The 15,992-nt window shown below is 44.5% G+C and carries 13 protein-coding genes; 10 read left to right on the top strand and 3 right to left on the bottom strand.

All coding sequences use genetic code 11. The features are described 5' to 3' along the window. Positions 1-163 precede the first annotated feature (163 nt). The 10 genes from G9G54_RS14825 (at position 164) to G9G54_RS14780 (ending at position 11,130) form a co-directional block, all read left to right on the top strand. Entirely contained in the window at positions 164-1,186 is a 1,023-nt protein-coding gene (locus G9G54_RS14825) for a substrate-binding domain-containing protein (protein WP_165178636.1), read from the top strand. Between the two features lie 332 nt (positions 1,187-1,518). Next, positions 1,519-2,757 (top strand): PTS ascorbate transporter subunit IIC, encoded by a 1,239-nt coding sequence (locus G9G54_RS14820; RefSeq protein ID WP_230486389.1) that lies wholly within the window; start codon positions 1,519-1,521, stop codon positions 2,755-2,757. A 90-nt stretch (positions 2,758-2,847) separates the two neighbouring features. Then, on the top strand, positions 2,848-3,189 hold the full coding sequence (locus G9G54_RS14815) for a cupin domain-containing protein (RefSeq protein WP_023989787.1): 342 nt from the start codon (positions 2,848-2,850) through the stop codon (positions 3,187-3,189). Between the two features lie 118 nt (positions 3,190-3,307). Next, on the top strand, positions 3,308-3,751 hold the full coding sequence (locus G9G54_RS14810) for a HEAT repeat domain-containing protein (protein WP_029515623.1): 444 nt from the start codon (positions 3,308-3,310) through the stop codon (positions 3,749-3,751). A 213-nt stretch (positions 3,752-3,964) separates the two neighbouring features. Then, on the top strand, positions 3,965-4,957 hold the full coding sequence (locus G9G54_RS14805; RefSeq protein ID WP_165178633.1) for a Gfo/Idh/MocA family protein: 993 nt from the start codon (positions 3,965-3,967) through the stop codon (positions 4,955-4,957). A gap of 278 nt (positions 4,958-5,235) precedes the next feature. Then, positions 5,236-7,002, top strand: coding sequence for a cache domain-containing sensor histidine kinase (locus G9G54_RS14800; RefSeq protein WP_165178632.1), 1,767 nt, complete (start codon positions 5,236-5,238; stop codon positions 7,000-7,002). Positions 7,003-7,004: 2 nt separating this feature from the next. Further along, on the top strand, positions 7,005-7,805 hold the full coding sequence (locus G9G54_RS14795; protein WP_165178631.1) for a response regulator: 801 nt from the start codon (positions 7,005-7,007) through the stop codon (positions 7,803-7,805). Between the two features lie 136 nt (positions 7,806-7,941). Beyond that, positions 7,942-9,285 (top strand): extracellular solute-binding protein, encoded by a 1,344-nt coding sequence (locus G9G54_RS14790; protein WP_165178630.1) that lies wholly within the window; start codon positions 7,942-7,944, stop codon positions 9,283-9,285. A gap of 26 nt (positions 9,286-9,311) precedes the next feature. Then, complete coding sequence (locus G9G54_RS14785) at positions 9,312-10,193, top strand: carbohydrate ABC transporter permease (RefSeq protein WP_165178629.1); 882 nt, start codon at positions 9,312-9,314, stop codon at positions 10,191-10,193. Positions 10,194-10,248: 55 nt separating this feature from the next. Further along, on the top strand, positions 10,249-11,130 hold the full coding sequence (locus G9G54_RS14780) for a carbohydrate ABC transporter permease (protein ID WP_013311404.1): 882 nt from the start codon (positions 10,249-10,251) through the stop codon (positions 11,128-11,130). A gap of 524 nt (positions 11,131-11,654) precedes the next feature. On the opposite strand, the gene G9G54_RS25710 is transcribed toward G9G54_RS14780, so the two are convergent. The 3 genes from G9G54_RS25710 to G9G54_RS14770 all read right to left on the bottom strand — a co-directional run bounded on the left by G9G54_RS25710 (position 11,655) and on the right by G9G54_RS14770 (position 15,986). Next, entirely contained in the window at positions 11,655-11,807 is a 153-nt protein-coding gene (locus G9G54_RS25710; RefSeq protein ID WP_181127247.1) for a hypothetical protein, read from the bottom strand. A 720-nt stretch (positions 11,808-12,527) separates the two neighbouring features. Then, the gene (locus G9G54_RS14775) at positions 12,528-13,001 is read right to left on the bottom strand and encodes an SMI1/KNR4 family protein (protein WP_165178628.1); all 474 of its coding nucleotides are present in this window, start codon (positions 12,999-13,001) and stop codon (positions 12,528-12,530) included. Positions 13,002-13,019: 18 nt separating this feature from the next. Further along, complete coding sequence (locus G9G54_RS14770; RefSeq protein ID WP_165178627.1) at positions 13,020-15,986, bottom strand: HNH endonuclease signature motif containing protein; 2,967 nt, start codon at positions 15,984-15,986, stop codon at positions 13,020-13,022. Positions 15,987-15,992 lie beyond the last annotated feature (6 nt).

Genomic DNA, 15,992 nt, shown 5'->3' with positions numbered 1-15,992 from the left:
CGGTTGTTTAGGGGCTGAGGGCACGCTCTAACTCCTCATTTATTATATTTTCCTGCTGTAAAAGAAGGTATATAATAAAGTGAAATTCACTTTACATACAGGTTGCAGAATTATATTTGAAAATTAATACGCCTGACATGCAGAAAAAGAAAGGAGGGTAATTATGGTGACAACGATGAAGGAAGTTGCAGAACGTGCCGGGGTGTCGAAGAGTACAGTTTCGCAGTTTCTGCAAAAGAGGTACAACTATATGAGTGAAAACACCAAGAAGAAGATCGAGCAAGCGATTGAGGATCTCAGTTATATACCTAATGAGGTGGCACGTAGTCTCAAGCAGAAGAAGACCTTCATTGTGGGGGTTATTTCTTCAACCATTTTATCGAGATTTACAACAGAAGTCGTGCGTGCCATTGAAGATGAATGCCAACTGGAAAATGTCCAGGTCATTGTCTGCAATACCGATGATGATTCGCTCAAAGAGAAAAAGTATGTCCAGTCGATGATTGCTCGGCAAGTGGATGGACTTATCATTTTCCCGACGGAAGAGAACAAGAAATTATATGTTTCCCTTGCCAAGAATGGCTATCCTTTTGTGTTTGTGGACCGGAAAATCGATGAAATCAGCGTGGATACGGTGCTATTGAATAATGAAAAGGCCAGCGAGCTTGCGGTTGAAGCACTCATTGAGCATGGTCATAACAACATTGGGATTATCACGTTCCCCTTAGGCAAAAAAGCGATCACCACACGAAGTGAGCGGCTGTCAGGTTATCGAAATACGTTGGGCAAACATGACATATCAGTGAATGAAAACTATATCAAAAGCGGCAGGTTGGATGAAATGCCTAATCTGATTGGACAACTATTCCACATGGAGAATCCGCCCACCGCAATTATTGCTACGAATGACATGATTTTGGAGCAGGTGCTGATTTATGCAAAAAATAATCATCTGACCATACCTAATGACTTTTCCTTGATTGGCATAGATGATGTATCCTTTGCATCTTTTTATAATCCGCCGATCACAACCGTTTCCCAGCCGAGTTTTGAAATGGGGAAAAGAAGTGCGAGGCTACTGCTGGAGAAAATTGATCAAAAAGAACAGGATCATGAGGAGCTGTCAGAAATCATCCGAATGAATCCGGTCATTAACCACAGAGAATCTGTCCAAAAACTGAACTGAATGATTGAATAAGTCCTTTTTATCTTTTTGAAAACGTTTTTATGAATTCTATTGTAAAAAGAAAATAAAGAGCTATAATGATCTTATGATTCGAGTCATGAATACCCTTTCATTTATGTATGTCCTGATTTTAGTGATGATTGCGATTGAAGAGAGGGGAGGAATGGAACTTAACGAATAATGTATGGAGTAAGTTGTGATTTAATTCACAAAAAATGATTCTGCTTCTTTTTACATTCCCGAGAGGGAAATTTTTTTCGAGTATTACTAAATCGATTTAGTAAGAATGGAAAATAAATAAAAGAAAGTCGGAGATCACTATGAAAATGTTTATGAGCATTATCAGGGAGCCATCCATCATTATCGCGATTGTGACATTACTCGGCCTTATATTCCAGAGGAAGAAAGTATCAGAGATCATTACGGGAACTACCCTTTCTTTTATGGGTTTCACCATGATCAAGGTCGGCGGCGGCATTTTAGGTGGCGTTCTCACTAACTTCAGCCAAATTTTTTCTTATGCGTTCAACCTTAAAGGTGTCGTACCAAGCAATGAAGCCATTATGGCACTGACCATTGATCAGATCGGGGCGGATGCTGCGCTCATTCTGCTCTTTTCCATGATCCTTAACATCGTGCTTGCACGCCTGACCAAGTTCAAGTACATTTATTTGTCTCTTCACTTGATTTTGTTTATGAGCTTTGCCGCTACAGCCGTTATGAAAGGTCTGGGTCTCAGTTCGCTGACTACGATTATCGTCGGTTCTTTGGTAATTGGGAGCTATATGGCGGTGTTTCCTTACCTACTCCGGAATGCCAGCAAAAACATTATTAAATCGGATGAATATACGATTGCTCATGCTTCCATGACCTCTTACATTCTGGGTACCTATTTAGGGAAAGTTTTTGGCAACCGTGAAAATGACACCGAAAATGTGAAAATTAATGACCGCATCAGTTTTTTGCGCGACCCCAATGTTGCAACGACCTTGACGATGCTTGTGCTTTTACTGGTATCTGGACTGGTTGCTGGTTCTGATTATGTCAGCAAATTATCGGATGGCAAAGAATATATCGTCTTCATTCTCGAACAGTCAGCTATTTTTGCTGCCGGCTTGTATATCGCAAAAGCAGGTGTTAAGCTTTTTACAACTGAAATTGTACCCGCTTTCAAAGGCTTCTCCCAAGTGTTCGCACCTGGAGCAATCCCTGGTGTGGATGTTCTGGTACTGTTCGATAAATCACCCAATTCCGCGTTGGTAGGCTTCTTGGTCAGCTTCTTCACAGGCGTTGCCTGCGTCTTTCTTTTCCCGTTTATCGGATTGCCTGTCATTGTGCCGGGGATCATGGCCTGCTTCCTCGCTGGTGGTGCAGCCGCGATATTCGGCAATTCCAGCGGTGGTTTCAGAGGAGCTGTTATTTCCAGTTGTCTTAATGGATTCTTGCTCTGTCTGCTGCCGGCCCTCACCTTGCCGCTCTTTTCCTTTTTGGGTGCCGAAGGAGTAACATTCGCCGATCCCGACTTTACTACCCTTTCAGGAGTACTTTGGCTTATTTTCCGCTGGTTTTAAACTAAATCGATTTATGAGATTTTTCCAAAATAACTTATCTAAATCATTTGCGTCAAAATCATTTGCGCTTAAAAAGAGGAGGAATTATCCATGTTTTTTAACGATCAAGATATTCAAATTGATATCGTTGACAGTAATACCACCCGGAAAGTGCTGGCCCACAGTGACCAGCTTATGTATGTCAAAGTGATGTTTGCTAAAGCCCAAACAGGGGAGATTCTGTTGCATAAGCATGTCCATGAACAAGTCACTTATGTAATAAAGGGAAGCTTTAAGTTCATGATCGATAATGGCGAAACCAAGGAAGTGCAGACCGTCAAAGAAGGAGACAGCATCCATTTTCCATCCGATACTCTTCATGGCTGTATCCCACTGGAGGATGGCGGTATTCTGCTAGATGCATTTACACCAGCACGTGCAGATTTCCTGTAACGTCCGATCATTTCATTTTTATCTTTTTTAGAAGAAGACCTGCAAGTATGTTATATTTAACAAACGGCAATCGTGATGAACAGTAATATAGTGATTTTTAGAAAAGGATGAGATGATTTTGGAGAACAACGAAACTCAGCAAGAATTTGCAGAAGTATATGAGCAGCTTAAAGTAGCTGCAAACCGAACCTCCGATTGGAAAACACGCCTAGCCGCGGTAAATGATCTGGGTGCATGGAAGAACCAGCAGACGATTGACTTGCTGACACACCGTTTGAATCATGATACGGTATATGCCGTTCAGGAAGCCGCTTACCGCAGACTTCAGGAATGGGGCGAGAATGTACAGCCGCCTGTTCGCAAAGAGGGTGAACTTGTTAAGGGTCTGACGAAGATTCTGGTGCGGATTAAAAAAAGCCTACCAGCCGACCATACCTATAACGATTTTCGCGAGAAGCTGCACAAGATGAGAGTCGATATTTATGACATCTACGAAGGCGACAAGGGTGCTGAATTTGATCAGTGGCTGGAGCAAAAATGGGCTTCGTTATCCACAAGATAATGTCTGAACCCTGTAATTGAATGTATTTTTAAGGATTGTTGCTGGTGATACAGACAGAGCCTTAACAAGGATAAGGGATTATCTTTGTTAAGGTTTTTTTAGCTTGTTCTCCTTAAGAATCATGTCCTTTATCTTTATGCCACTGTATATATACTTCGGCAATATGGTACGATGGGATCGGATTATTTTAGTGTGTACATGGGAGGGACTAACATGAGCAAGGCGAAGCTGTGTTTTATCGGGGCTGGCTTTCACGCTTCAACGAATATATATCCTGCTGTTATTGGGGCAGGTGCTGAAATTCAGGCGATTGCGACTAGAGATCTAAGCAGATCGAAGACGGCACTCCAGCGGTTTGGAAGCAGTGGCACACCTTATGACAATTACAAGGCTATGCTGGAGCAGGAAGACTATGATGGAGTTGTCGTGATTGCACAAGCGGCAGATCATCCTTCGCTCGTACTAGACTGCATTAAGGCTGGAAAACATGTTTTTGTAGACAAGCCACTGGGCTGGAATGCCGAGGAAGCGGCCCAAATTGCAGATGCGGCAGAAGCAGCGGGTGTCGTGCTGATGGTCGGTTTCATGAAGCGCTACGCGCCTGTATACATAAAATTAAAAGAATTGATTGAGGGTGGCTCACTTGGAGCCGCACGCTCGTTTCAGGCGAAATTCCTCGTGGACAGTACCCTGTTTTGCAAAACTGGCGAAGATTTCATGAAGCTGGCGGCGGTTCATATGGTCGATCTGGTACGTTATTTGTTTGGAGAAGTGGTGCAGGTTACCGGATTTGCGAACGATAACGGCGAGTGTATTTCCCATACGATTGCCCTGAAATTTGAAAATGGTGTAGTGGGTAGCCTATACTTCGCAGGTATGACAGCATGGACACGCGAGAGCGAAGGGTTCACGGTAACCTTTGATCATGGTTTTGCGAACGCGGATGAGGTGAATACACTGATCATTCACAAGTCGGAGAGTCATACAGAGCTTCCTTGGAAATCCCTTGCGGAAAACGATACGGTTCTGACACCGTCAGCCTCCGCGATGTCGGGCGGATACCGTGATTTGTACTTGCGCGGTTTTGTTGGTGAAATCGCACATTTCATGAACTGCTGCCAAGAAGGACGGACGCCTGATTCAAGTGGACGGGATAACGTGAAAACGATGGAGCTGTGCGACCGCATTTTGGCTGCGCTCCAATAGGATACCCATTTCATATACAAGTTTCGGAGCCTAGACGGTACCTTAGTTTGGGTGATTTGAAAGAAGCTTCGGTGTAACTGGTCAGTAGATGGCTCCTGCATTTGTCGGGAGTCATTTTTTTCGTTTACCCTACGACCTTTCTATTTCATAGCATTCCTGCCCCTTTTGATTAATCTCTGCTGAAAATATGCCAACAAAGACGAACGATGCGATAGAATAGGAAAAGGAAAGCGTTATCATCACCCATTTTTCTGCGATGGTTCAGGGGGAGAAGGCTTATGCGTTCAAGGTCAAGGTTTCAGCCATTAAACACATTACGTAATCAGATTTTTATCGGATTTATACTGGTGATGCTCATTATGATGAGTGTGGCGGGGGCGTTCATTTATCTCAATGTGTCTCACCTGTTAAAAGACAGTGCCGAGCGGCATATTGGTCAGACTGCGGTACAAGCAAGCGGTAGGCTGGATGCATTAATCGGCCAGATGGATAGCTTGACGGAGCAGGTCGCGAATCACCCGTCTGTTCAGCATATTCTGCTGGAGGAGCGCAACGGGGTCAAGGTGAATTTCGGACAGCGTCAATCACTACTGCAAGTGATGCATAGCTATCAGGCATATATGCCGAGTGTCGGCTCACTGGAGCTGTATACCGCCGAAGGAAAGATGTTGTTTCCGATTAGAGAGGGCAGTCTGGAGGAACGTATTGGACAGGCAGACATCCGGGAAGCGAATCAGATGAAAGGAAGACTGGTCTGGATCGGCATTGATCCCGAAGACCCCCGGTCACTGCTGGCAATTCGGCAGGTGAGCCTGGTGGATCGCTGGTTCTCACGTGGAGGGTACCTGATTACCCGTATGGAGCGAAGTTATTTTGGACTGAATGGTGCGTCAGCGGTCAATGAAGAAGCGGATGAAACCATGCTGCTTGTAGATCGTCAAGGTCAGCTGCTGTCGGGCGAACCTATGAACCAGGCGGATTTGTCAGGTGTTCTGCATAGCAAGACACAGACGGTTCATATTGGGGAGCGGGAATATGTGAAGGCAGTTCAGCAGTCGGAGCGGACGGGCTGGTCGCTGCTGATCCTGATTCCGGTTAGCGTCGTCACAGACGGAATTACGGTTTTACGGACTACACTTATCATTTCCGCGTCTCTTGGTGCCGTGCTATTCCTGTTCATGTCCTTTATGTTGTCTACGTTGATTACAAGACCGATAGGTCACTTGATTCAGGCGATGCGTCGTTCACGGGAAGGGGCATTGGCCCTGAATCCAGAACCGGCAGCAGCGGTCGAGCTGCGAGAATTGAACGCAGAGTACAACACAATGATTGTCGATATCAATGAATTGATCCGTGTTATTTGCGAGAAGGAGGTTTTACAAAGCCAGACCGAACTTAAAGCTCTGCAGGCGCAGATCAATCCGCATTTTCTTTTTAATACGCTGGATGCTTTCAACTGGTCACTACAGGAGAAGGGAGAAGAGGAGCTTGCCGGGCTGATGGTGTCCATGTCGCGGCTGTTTCGTTATGTTATCGAACCGGCTCACCATGACTCTTGGGTGACCCTCGGGGAAGAAATGGCGCAAATCCGTCGTTATCTGGAACTGATGGAGATGCGTCTGGGTGAACGTCTGAGCTGGCAAATTCATATGCCTTCGGAGGCAGCCAGAATTCCGCTTCCTAAACTGCTGATCCAGCCTATTCTAGAGAATGCCATTTTGCATGGTGTCGAAAATCGCATCGGCAACGGCCGTGTTGAAATTAGTGTCACTCCTTCGACCAGATCGGGTTGGACCAAGATCGCGGTCATAGATAACGGACCTGGAATGACACTGGAAGAACTTGCAGCTGTGCGTACAGCGTTGATGGGGGGAGCAGCCTGCCAGAGCAAGGGAACCGGTATGGGACTAGTGAATGTGCAGCGCAGGCTTGCTCTTTATTATGATAGCGCATCTTATCCAACGGACGGTGTGCTGATACATAGTGCTGAGCAGGAAGGAACTGTGGTCACTTTTGAAATTCCTGATGAATATGGAGGGCGGTAGGAATGAGAGTTTCATCCAAAACCATTGTCATTGTAGACGATGAGCAGCGAACACGTCAGGGGATACACCAGACATTGGAGCAATGGGCCGCCGGGAAATACCGGATTGTGACATCTGGTAATGGTTTGGAAGCGTTAAATATACTGCGTGCAGAGACCGTTCATCTGTTGATTACGGATGTCCGGTTGCCGGAATTCAGTGGGCTGGATTTAATCCGCTCTCTGGAACGGGATTCACGACGACCAGCGATCATTGTCATCTCGGGTTATGCGGAGTTTGATTATGTCCAGCAGGCTCTTCGTCTGGGAGCCGTCAATTATTTGCTCAAACCGATTGATAAGCAGGAGCTGCTGAATGCGGTAAATGAAGCGCTTCGGCTGGAAGAGGAGCGACAGCGGTACGAGAAGCTGGACAAGCTGGCTGACCCTGTTCTGCTAGAGCTTGATCTCCAGGCGGCTACTCTTAGTGATCCGGTACGGCGTGCCTTCACTTATATGGCGGAGCATCTTCACGAATCCATTACGATGGCGCAGACTGCCGCGCATTCACACCTGAATGCCAGCTATTTTAGTGTTTTATTCAAGGAGCAAAGTGGTTTGTCCTTCAGCGAATATCTGCATCGGCTACGGATCCAACGGGCTAAGGAGTTGCTGTTGCATACTCAGTTAACGATTGCCCAAATCGGCGAGCGATCAGGCTACCGAACAGATAAATATTTTATTAAAGTATTCAAAGCGACGGAGGGGGTAAGCCCCAGCCGCTACAGGCAGCAGATGCGTACAGGGCCGGAGAATATCGACTGACGTATAGGCAGATCAAACCCAATAAAAGTGGAATTATACCCAATGAGCGTACCCTGTTGGAAGCAGGAATGGAGTGCTAAACTTACAAATGATAACGGTTACAAAAAATATAATTACAACAAACGGAGGTCTAACGATGTCCAACGAGTATGGTTTACGTAAGCGCTCACATCAAAAATGGTTTGCTGGGTTGACCCTGCTGCTGTCATTCATGCTGGTGCTATCCGGTTGCAGTGTTGGTAAGGATGGTCAAGGCGGTTCCAGTGGAGAAGGGGGAAAGGTTACACTCAAAATGATGCACCTGTGGCCAGAGGGAAGCTCGGCACAGCAGAGCAAGCTTGTGACTCAGATTATAGATCAATACCAAAAGGATCATCCGAATGTCGTCATTCAGCAGGAAGTGCTGGAAAATGAACAATACAAAAACAAACTCAAAGTGCTGTCAGCTTCCAATGAATTGCCGGATATCGGCATCACCTGGGCAGCGGGCTTTATGGAGCCTTACGTTAAAGGTGGATTATTTACACCGATGGATGACCTGTTGAATGGTTCCAAGCTGAAGGACAAATTTGTACCGGGAACGACCGAAGCTTATGCGCTGAATGGCAAAACGTATGCGCTTCCGATTGAATTGAATATTACACCTATTTATTACAACAAAGCCATATTCCAAAAATACAACTTGAAGGTACCTGCGACATTTGACGAGTTTAAGCAGGTTGTGAAAACACTTACGGATCATGGAGTTGCACCGATTGCATTGGGCAATAAAGACCGCTGGACTGGCTCGCTCTGGTACATGTATCTGGCGGACCGTATAGCGGGTAACGAAACGCTGAAAAAAGCGATTGACGGTTCAGGATCGTTCGATGACCCTGGTTTAATTCAGGCGGCCTCCGAAGTCCAGACGCTTGTGGATATGAATGCCTTTAACAAAGGATTTAACGGCTTGTCCAATGATGAGGGAAAATCCGAGTTTATGAACGATAAGGCAGCTATGTATTTGATGGCTACTTGGGAATTGCCGAATTTTACGACCAATCCCGCAATCCCACAAGCATTTAAAGATCAAATTGGCTTCTTTAAATTCCCGATGGTTGCAGGCGGCAAGGGCAACGAGAACAGTTGGGTAGGAGGTCCGGGAGTAGGCTTGTTCGTTTCGGAAAATTCCAAGGTGAAAGAAGAGGCCAAAGCGTTCGTTGAATACTTCGTAGTCAAATGGGGAGAACAATCGGTCACACAGGCAGGCGTTATTCCGGCGACGAAAGTGGACACCTCCAAAGAAAATTTGCCCAAGCTGTATGTCGATTTGCTGAACGGACTGAATCAAGCTAGCAGCATTACATTGTTCGCCGATGTACAGATGAAGCCGAATGCAGCGCAGGTGCACTTGAATATGATTCAGGCGTTGTTTGGTAAAGCGGTGACACCGCAACAATTTGCCGACCAGCATAAGGCTGCCATCGAGAAAGGAAATTGAAATTGACCACCTAAGGAGGTCCGACCGTGGAAAAGGTCATGTCGAATAAGCTCGTCATTGCTCTATATGTATTGCCTTCTCTACTATTGCTATTCGCTATTATATATGTACCCATCGTACTGACCGGCTATTACGGCTTGAATCAGTGGAATGGAATTGGCTCTATGACTTTTGTGGGGCTGGACAACTATCAACATTTGCTCACAGACAGTGCATTCTGGCAAAGTGCCTGGCATTCGCTGCTGCTGGCCTTGTTTTCAGGAATTAGTCTGATCGGTTATCTGGCCATTGCGATGATTTTGTCAGGAAAAATCAAGGGAGCGAATCTGCTGCGGAAAATTTATCTGATTCCCATGCTGCTGTCTTCTGTAGCGATCGCACAGCTATGGCTTAAAATATATCATCCAACGAACGGAGTGCTCAATTCCTTACTGACGTCGGTCGGAGTTCACAACCCGCCTGAATGGTTAGCCAATCCGTCTCTGGTGCTGCTGGCCTTGTTCATTCCGATTATTTGGCAATATGCAGGATTTTATATCCTGATCTATTATGCCGGGCTGAAAAACATTCCCGAAACGCTGATGGAGGCTGCCCGGATCGACGGGGCCAGTGCCTGGCAGATTGCGACTCGTATCAAATTGCCCCTGCTGCGCGAGGTGATTAACGTTACGATCATATTATCGATTGTCGGCTCGCTCAAATATTTTGACCTGATCTATGTCATGACGGACGGTGGACCGAATGGAGCCAGTGAAGTGATGGCCTCTTACATGTACCACCAGGCATTCCGCAGCTTTGATTTTGGATACGGCAGCGCTACAGCCTTTGCCCTGCTGCTCATCTGTCTGATCGCTACGTGGCTGATCCGTAAGGTTACGGCCACAAGTGAAACCATCCAGTATTCATAATCCAGTCTTGCAAACAGATGAGGGTAACAAAGGACAGGAAGAGGGAGGAACGGATATGAAAACCCAGGCAGCCGCCAACTATCCGCTTGGAGTCGCTACCCGCGGCAAAATGTTAACTCGGGTCGGTTATGCCGCTTTGTATATCATTTTAATCATCTTGGCGGTGACGCAGCTTTTACCGCTGGTGTGGCTGATGCTGTTCTCGCTTAAAAATAATCAGGAAGTGTTTAACCTTCCGCCGTTTGCACTCCCGTCCCAGCCGCATTGGGAGAACTATATGAATGTGTGGACCAGCGGCAACATCGGGCGGTACTTTTTCAATAGTGTGTGGATTACGGTCATATCCGTGGCGCTAACGGTGCTGCTAGCCAGCTTTGTAACGTTTGCCATTACACGTATGCGGTGGAAAGGAAGCCAGCTGGTTCTCGGGCTCTTTATGGTCGGACTGATGATTCCAGTCCATTCCACCTTGATTCCGTTGTTCAGTATGTTTCTCAAACTGCATTTAACAGATACTTCACTCTCCATCATCCTGTCGTATGTTGCTTTTAATCTGCCGACAACGATGATGATCTTGCTGGGCTTCTATTACGCCTTGCCCCGTGAAGTGGAAGAAGCGGCCGTTATGGACGGCTGCTCCGTCAACCGGATGTTCTTCCGAATCGTGCTGCCCATGACAACCCCTGTCATGGCAACGACATCTATTATTAACATGATCTATAACTGGAATGAGTTTATTTTCGTCAATACGTTCATCAGCTCGGACGAAAACAAAACACTGACCGTTGGTGTCCAGAACTTTATCGGACAATATACGACCGACTGGGGAGCTATCGGAGCTACGTTGATGATCAGCATTTTGCCCATTTTGCTAGTGTTCCTCATCATGAGTGACCGGATTGTGGAAGGGATCGCGGCCGGGTCGGTTAAGGGGTAAAACAAATTCCCCTGGTTAGAAGAGCACCCCCTAGTGTAGACATTGGAACAAACCTCTTGGTTTGTCCGATGAATGCTAGAGGGTGTATTTTTTGCGTGAGTTTAGTTTGAGTTGATGGGGAATACATAAATGAAGTGGAAAATCCATAGATTTAAGCTTTTCTGAAAATAAATGATGAGCAAACATGTTGATATTTATGATGCCGGCCAATTGCGAATCCATCAGAGATTATGATGTGGTTGGTAACTCTGATAGGGGGATGGCAAGTTATTGTTTTGGTGCAGGGAGATTGGTGGGACTGCTATTTTTATTTCTTCTTTAAATTGAAAAAGTCCATTCCTCTTATGATTCAAATTGGAATGGACTTTCAAAATTTTAGAGTGACCCATCTTAAATAAAAGAGTAAATGAATTTAATATATATTTAGTAATGATTTCTCTATATAATTCACTCCCGAATCTATATAATTAGGTTCATTTATTTTACAGCTATGTTTAGGGCAGTAGCTTTAAAGAGTAATCCATTTAGTCTCTAGGAGAAATTAATTTAAGAAAAGCTGCGAATGATTCACATACAAAATCTAATGTTTCGTCTTGCCAGTCTTCAAGTGATTTTTCTTCTAATTCCTCTTCGGTTATTTCACTTTCTAAAATTAAATCTTCATGGTTTTGAAACAAAATTTGGGGTTCATTTTTATCTTTCCGAAAATCAAATAAAAATTTATCTTCAGATCCATTAATAGCAAAGGGAATTACTTTTCAATTCTTGGCATGTAGGGCCTGAGGAACAATAAATAGTTAAAGAATAGCAGAAAAAGTTTGGAGCAGGGGCGATTCCCCACGTCTTCACATTGAGTGCCCGCTCATTGAGTGGGTTTTTGCTTCTAATCATAGACATGTTAGAAATTGGTGAAACTTGTAGACATTCTGCTACATTTAAATCATGTTGTCGATAAAATAGTGGCGTAATGCTTCCAGAAACCAATCTGGTTAATTTGACATAGCATATTTCCCTCCCGTGGTTGAAGTGTGTGTATGTTAACTCTGATGGGGAGGAATGGAAATTCATTGTTTTGTGTAGTGAGATGTTGAATTATCTTTAGAAATATATTTTTCATTAAGAAATTTTTGGACATGAAATTTAAATGTCGTAAAAAATTTATTTAAGTAATAAGAATAACAAAAAACAGGTCAATCATGGTGATACCTAACCATAATCGACCTGTTCAAACGTAACGGAATAGAGTAATTTAGGGGATGAAATTTAAGCATTGATGCGTGTACAAACAAATCTTTATACGGGCATTACCGAGTTAGGTCCACTTGGACTTAGACGCCCGACTTATTCGGCACTGGGTGAAGTCTATTCATCACGTGCTAACATGAACTAGAAAAACACTACTCTTTTAGCGTTTCAAAAAATTCAGATATATTTGGGGCGACCCTTTGTGTCACAGGAGAAAACTCCTCCGACTCTTCATGAAACCAAATAACTACAGTAGGCTCTTCCGTTTCTCTAAAATCCAAACAAATAAAATCCCCTGAAAAAAGCGCCGCAATAGGAACTACATTCATCCCCACTAAATCTTCATTATCAGTTAATCTATCACCTATTTGAGTAATAATAACTTCAATATCATACCATCCATTAATAGGATCAGCTTCACTATCATTCAATATACAAAGAAATTTTTCAATTATATATTCATGATGATTAAAACTAAACACATTTGTGATAGGCACAACTCCATTATTTTCCTTAATAAAATTCCTATAAGTATCAGGAAATGAGACTCTCAAGCTTCGCTCAACTACATTTAATAATTCGTCGGTTGGCAATGGAAAAACAATTGTATTAACATCTAATCTCACTTTTTTCACTCCCTATTCTTATCTTTTAGCATGCGCCCAACCACCTGGAGCTCTTCCACCCTTATGATTTATGGAATTATGTATTCCAAAAGGTACTAATTCCATTCTACCGTTAATTTCAGAATGATGCCATGTTGTTCCAGGTGGGCGTGTTCCACCTGGAAGTTGTGAATCAAGCCATTGGAACTGTTTAGGATCAGATTTCTTCCAATAGTCTTTCGGCAACTCTAAAATAACAGGTTTCCCATCAAACTTTATGATTAAATCAGCTTTCTCAAAATCAGGATGTCTTGTACCAGGCTTCATAGGTATATCAGGTATTTTCTCTAGTTCTTTCGCTCGTTCTCTAATCAACTTAATTTGCTTTTGTGTTAGAGTATCTCCCCCTGGTACATTTCTCCACTTCCAAGGGACGTTTGAATTAACTTTCTCTGCATAAACTGTAGCAAAGTCATCTAATACTTCATCAAATTTCTTATTACCTGACAAGAAATCATCAATGTTTTTTAAATAAGGTAGCTTACTACTACTACCATTGCCACCTTCTCCCGTCCCCTTAGTGCTCTTACCCGTATACTCTCCTGATTCTAACGCATCAATCTGTTTTTGTCTCTCAGGCGAAATCTTTGCACCGGAACCTTTAGAATGTGGGACGTCGGGACCAGGATCATGAAACCGATAATGACCTCCAGCAGTTTCGAAAATGGGTAACCTTTTAGTTATACGGATGTTCATCTTTCTAGCTACACTTTGCAAGTAACTCCCTAAGGATTCAAAATTGGTTGGAAAACGGATGGCATTCGTTTTGAATTTTCCATCTCCAACCTTGGCTAGAGCAGAGTCGGCCTTTGCTGAATCTCCGAATAACCCCGGTGTTCCTCCTTTACTGGCTTTCTTTTCTTCAGCTTCCTTGAGCCCCTTAGATAAGGAGGCTTCTTCTTTGCCCAGCTTTCCTAGATTTCTAATTAATTTTGCTCCACCTTTGACAATTGTATAAATGTCGGCTCCACGTTCAACGGCCTTGATACTGTCATATCCTGCATCGTAACTTTCCTGTTTGGTATCGGTCAATGGATTAGGGAAGAAATTATTCAATTTTCGCTCAATCGGATCGGGTATGCTTTTTATGCCGTCCCACACGGTTTCAAGGTCGTGAACTACATCTTTCTTTGTTTTTTTCCCTTGGAATGAATCGGCAATATAGTTCCAGCCAAACTTCGCACCGCCCTTAATACCCTCGAGCGTCTCATTGCGCTCCAGAAAACCTTTACCAGTGTAATTTCCCGGCATAACGAAAGGAGTCATTACCATGGTCCCCATATCCGCTATATCGACAACTGAGTCCCATACCCCGCTTAAAAACTCTATACCCGCATCCCATTCTCCCTTGAGCGTGGCGCCTACATTTTCCTTAACGCGTGCTCCGAGCACACTTTGGATTCCGTTTTCAGCGACTTGCTTCTCAAAGTCAGACAAAATCGGTTCTGGGTAGTATTGATGGAGGGAAGCTTTAAGCTGGATTTCTGAACTCACGCTGTTAACTTCCTGCTCCAGATCCAACGTATCGGTTGTCGTATTTAAGTGTAAGCCGTTGGTTCCTTGCAGCAGGATGCTACCTGCCGAAAGACTAAGACTGCCTGTGGCTTGAATTTGTACACGTTGGGTGCTGTTCAGGCTGACACCGTTATGGGTATTCATGGAGATGTATAGTGATCCTTCCTGAGCACTCATCGACAGTTCGGAGTTCCCTAAGGAAATTTCTTTTCCCTGCGGATTTGCAAAGGATTTGACCCCGGGATCGGCTGTTTTACGCTGGTGGCGTACTGCAGGCGATTCGACCACGGCACCTTGAGCTGCGTGAGATGAAGGGACAGCAATGCTGGATGGTTTCGTTCGAACCGATTGTATGACCATCGCATCGTCTTCGTCAGCACTTGGAAAATACAGCTTCACCTGCGCACCTTTTTCCGGCATCAGATACCAAACCTGATTACCTTCAGCAGAATAGGGGAACCATTGGGCATCCTTGGGATTCTGCTGATCGTCTATATCCAGATGCAATCGAACCTGATTCCGGCTGACCTCTAATATTTTCCCCTCAATAGCGGCGCCAATGATCGTTCGATTATATATTTTAGGGACCTTCAAGCCCGCCAACAGGGCGCATTCATACGACCAAGTAACCAAACCGCGAATCAACTGTCCTTCACGTTTGGTGATGACGTAGGTTTCGTGATTGCGTTCGACTTCATCTCCCAATTGCAGCATTTGATCCCACTCAAAGGTATACCGGGTGTAATCTCCGATGCTGGCAGATCTCCAGCCATTCGCCTCCTGATCCAGATAGGGAGCAATCTTGCGCTGCAACGAAAAAGGAACCTCTTTCAAAAGAATATGCTGTCTGGCTTGCGGAATACCGATCCAAATTTGAGCATGGTGTGAAACGATATTAGGGACGAGAAGGGCTCCCACATGCGAAGCCAGCCGTTTTAAAAAAGTCCAATCTGTCTCCTGATATTGCATGATGAATTGGCCTGTTTCTTTTTTCTCAAACGCTTCATCAATCTTATCCGAGCCTTTGTAATCGGCCAGCACCGCATCTACAATCTCCGCATACTTTTGATTGATGTGTTGAAAGGAGCGGTTTTTGAGCTGCGTATCTAGTTTAAAACTATGAGAAATGACGTCGAGAGTTACCACGATCTCCTGATGTCTGTGCTCCACATCTACGCAGTACAGTTGTCCCATAAATAAGGGATGCTTTTGATCTTTGGCATCGGAATACCAGAGTTCGACTTTGTCGTCGCTGCTTGCTTTGGTAATGATTGTGTGTGCTTGATCGGCTTCTAGACTACCCGTGATCACCAGTCTAGCATGTTCTCCGAGCTCGTGACTCATATGGACATTACGAAGACGCAGCTTGCCATAGGGCCAGGTAACATGTAAGTGCTGATAGGTAAAGCGGTCTTTCGCTACGATGTTCATCCTTAA

It is taken from the genome of Paenibacillus sp. EKM212P (assembly GCF_011066115.1).
Classification (GTDB): domain Bacteria; phylum Bacillota; class Bacilli; order Paenibacillales; family Paenibacillaceae; genus Paenibacillus; species Paenibacillus polymyxa_B.
The sequence above is the reverse complement of the archived record's forward strand: the minus strand, read 5'-3'. Positions and strand labels throughout refer to the sequence as shown.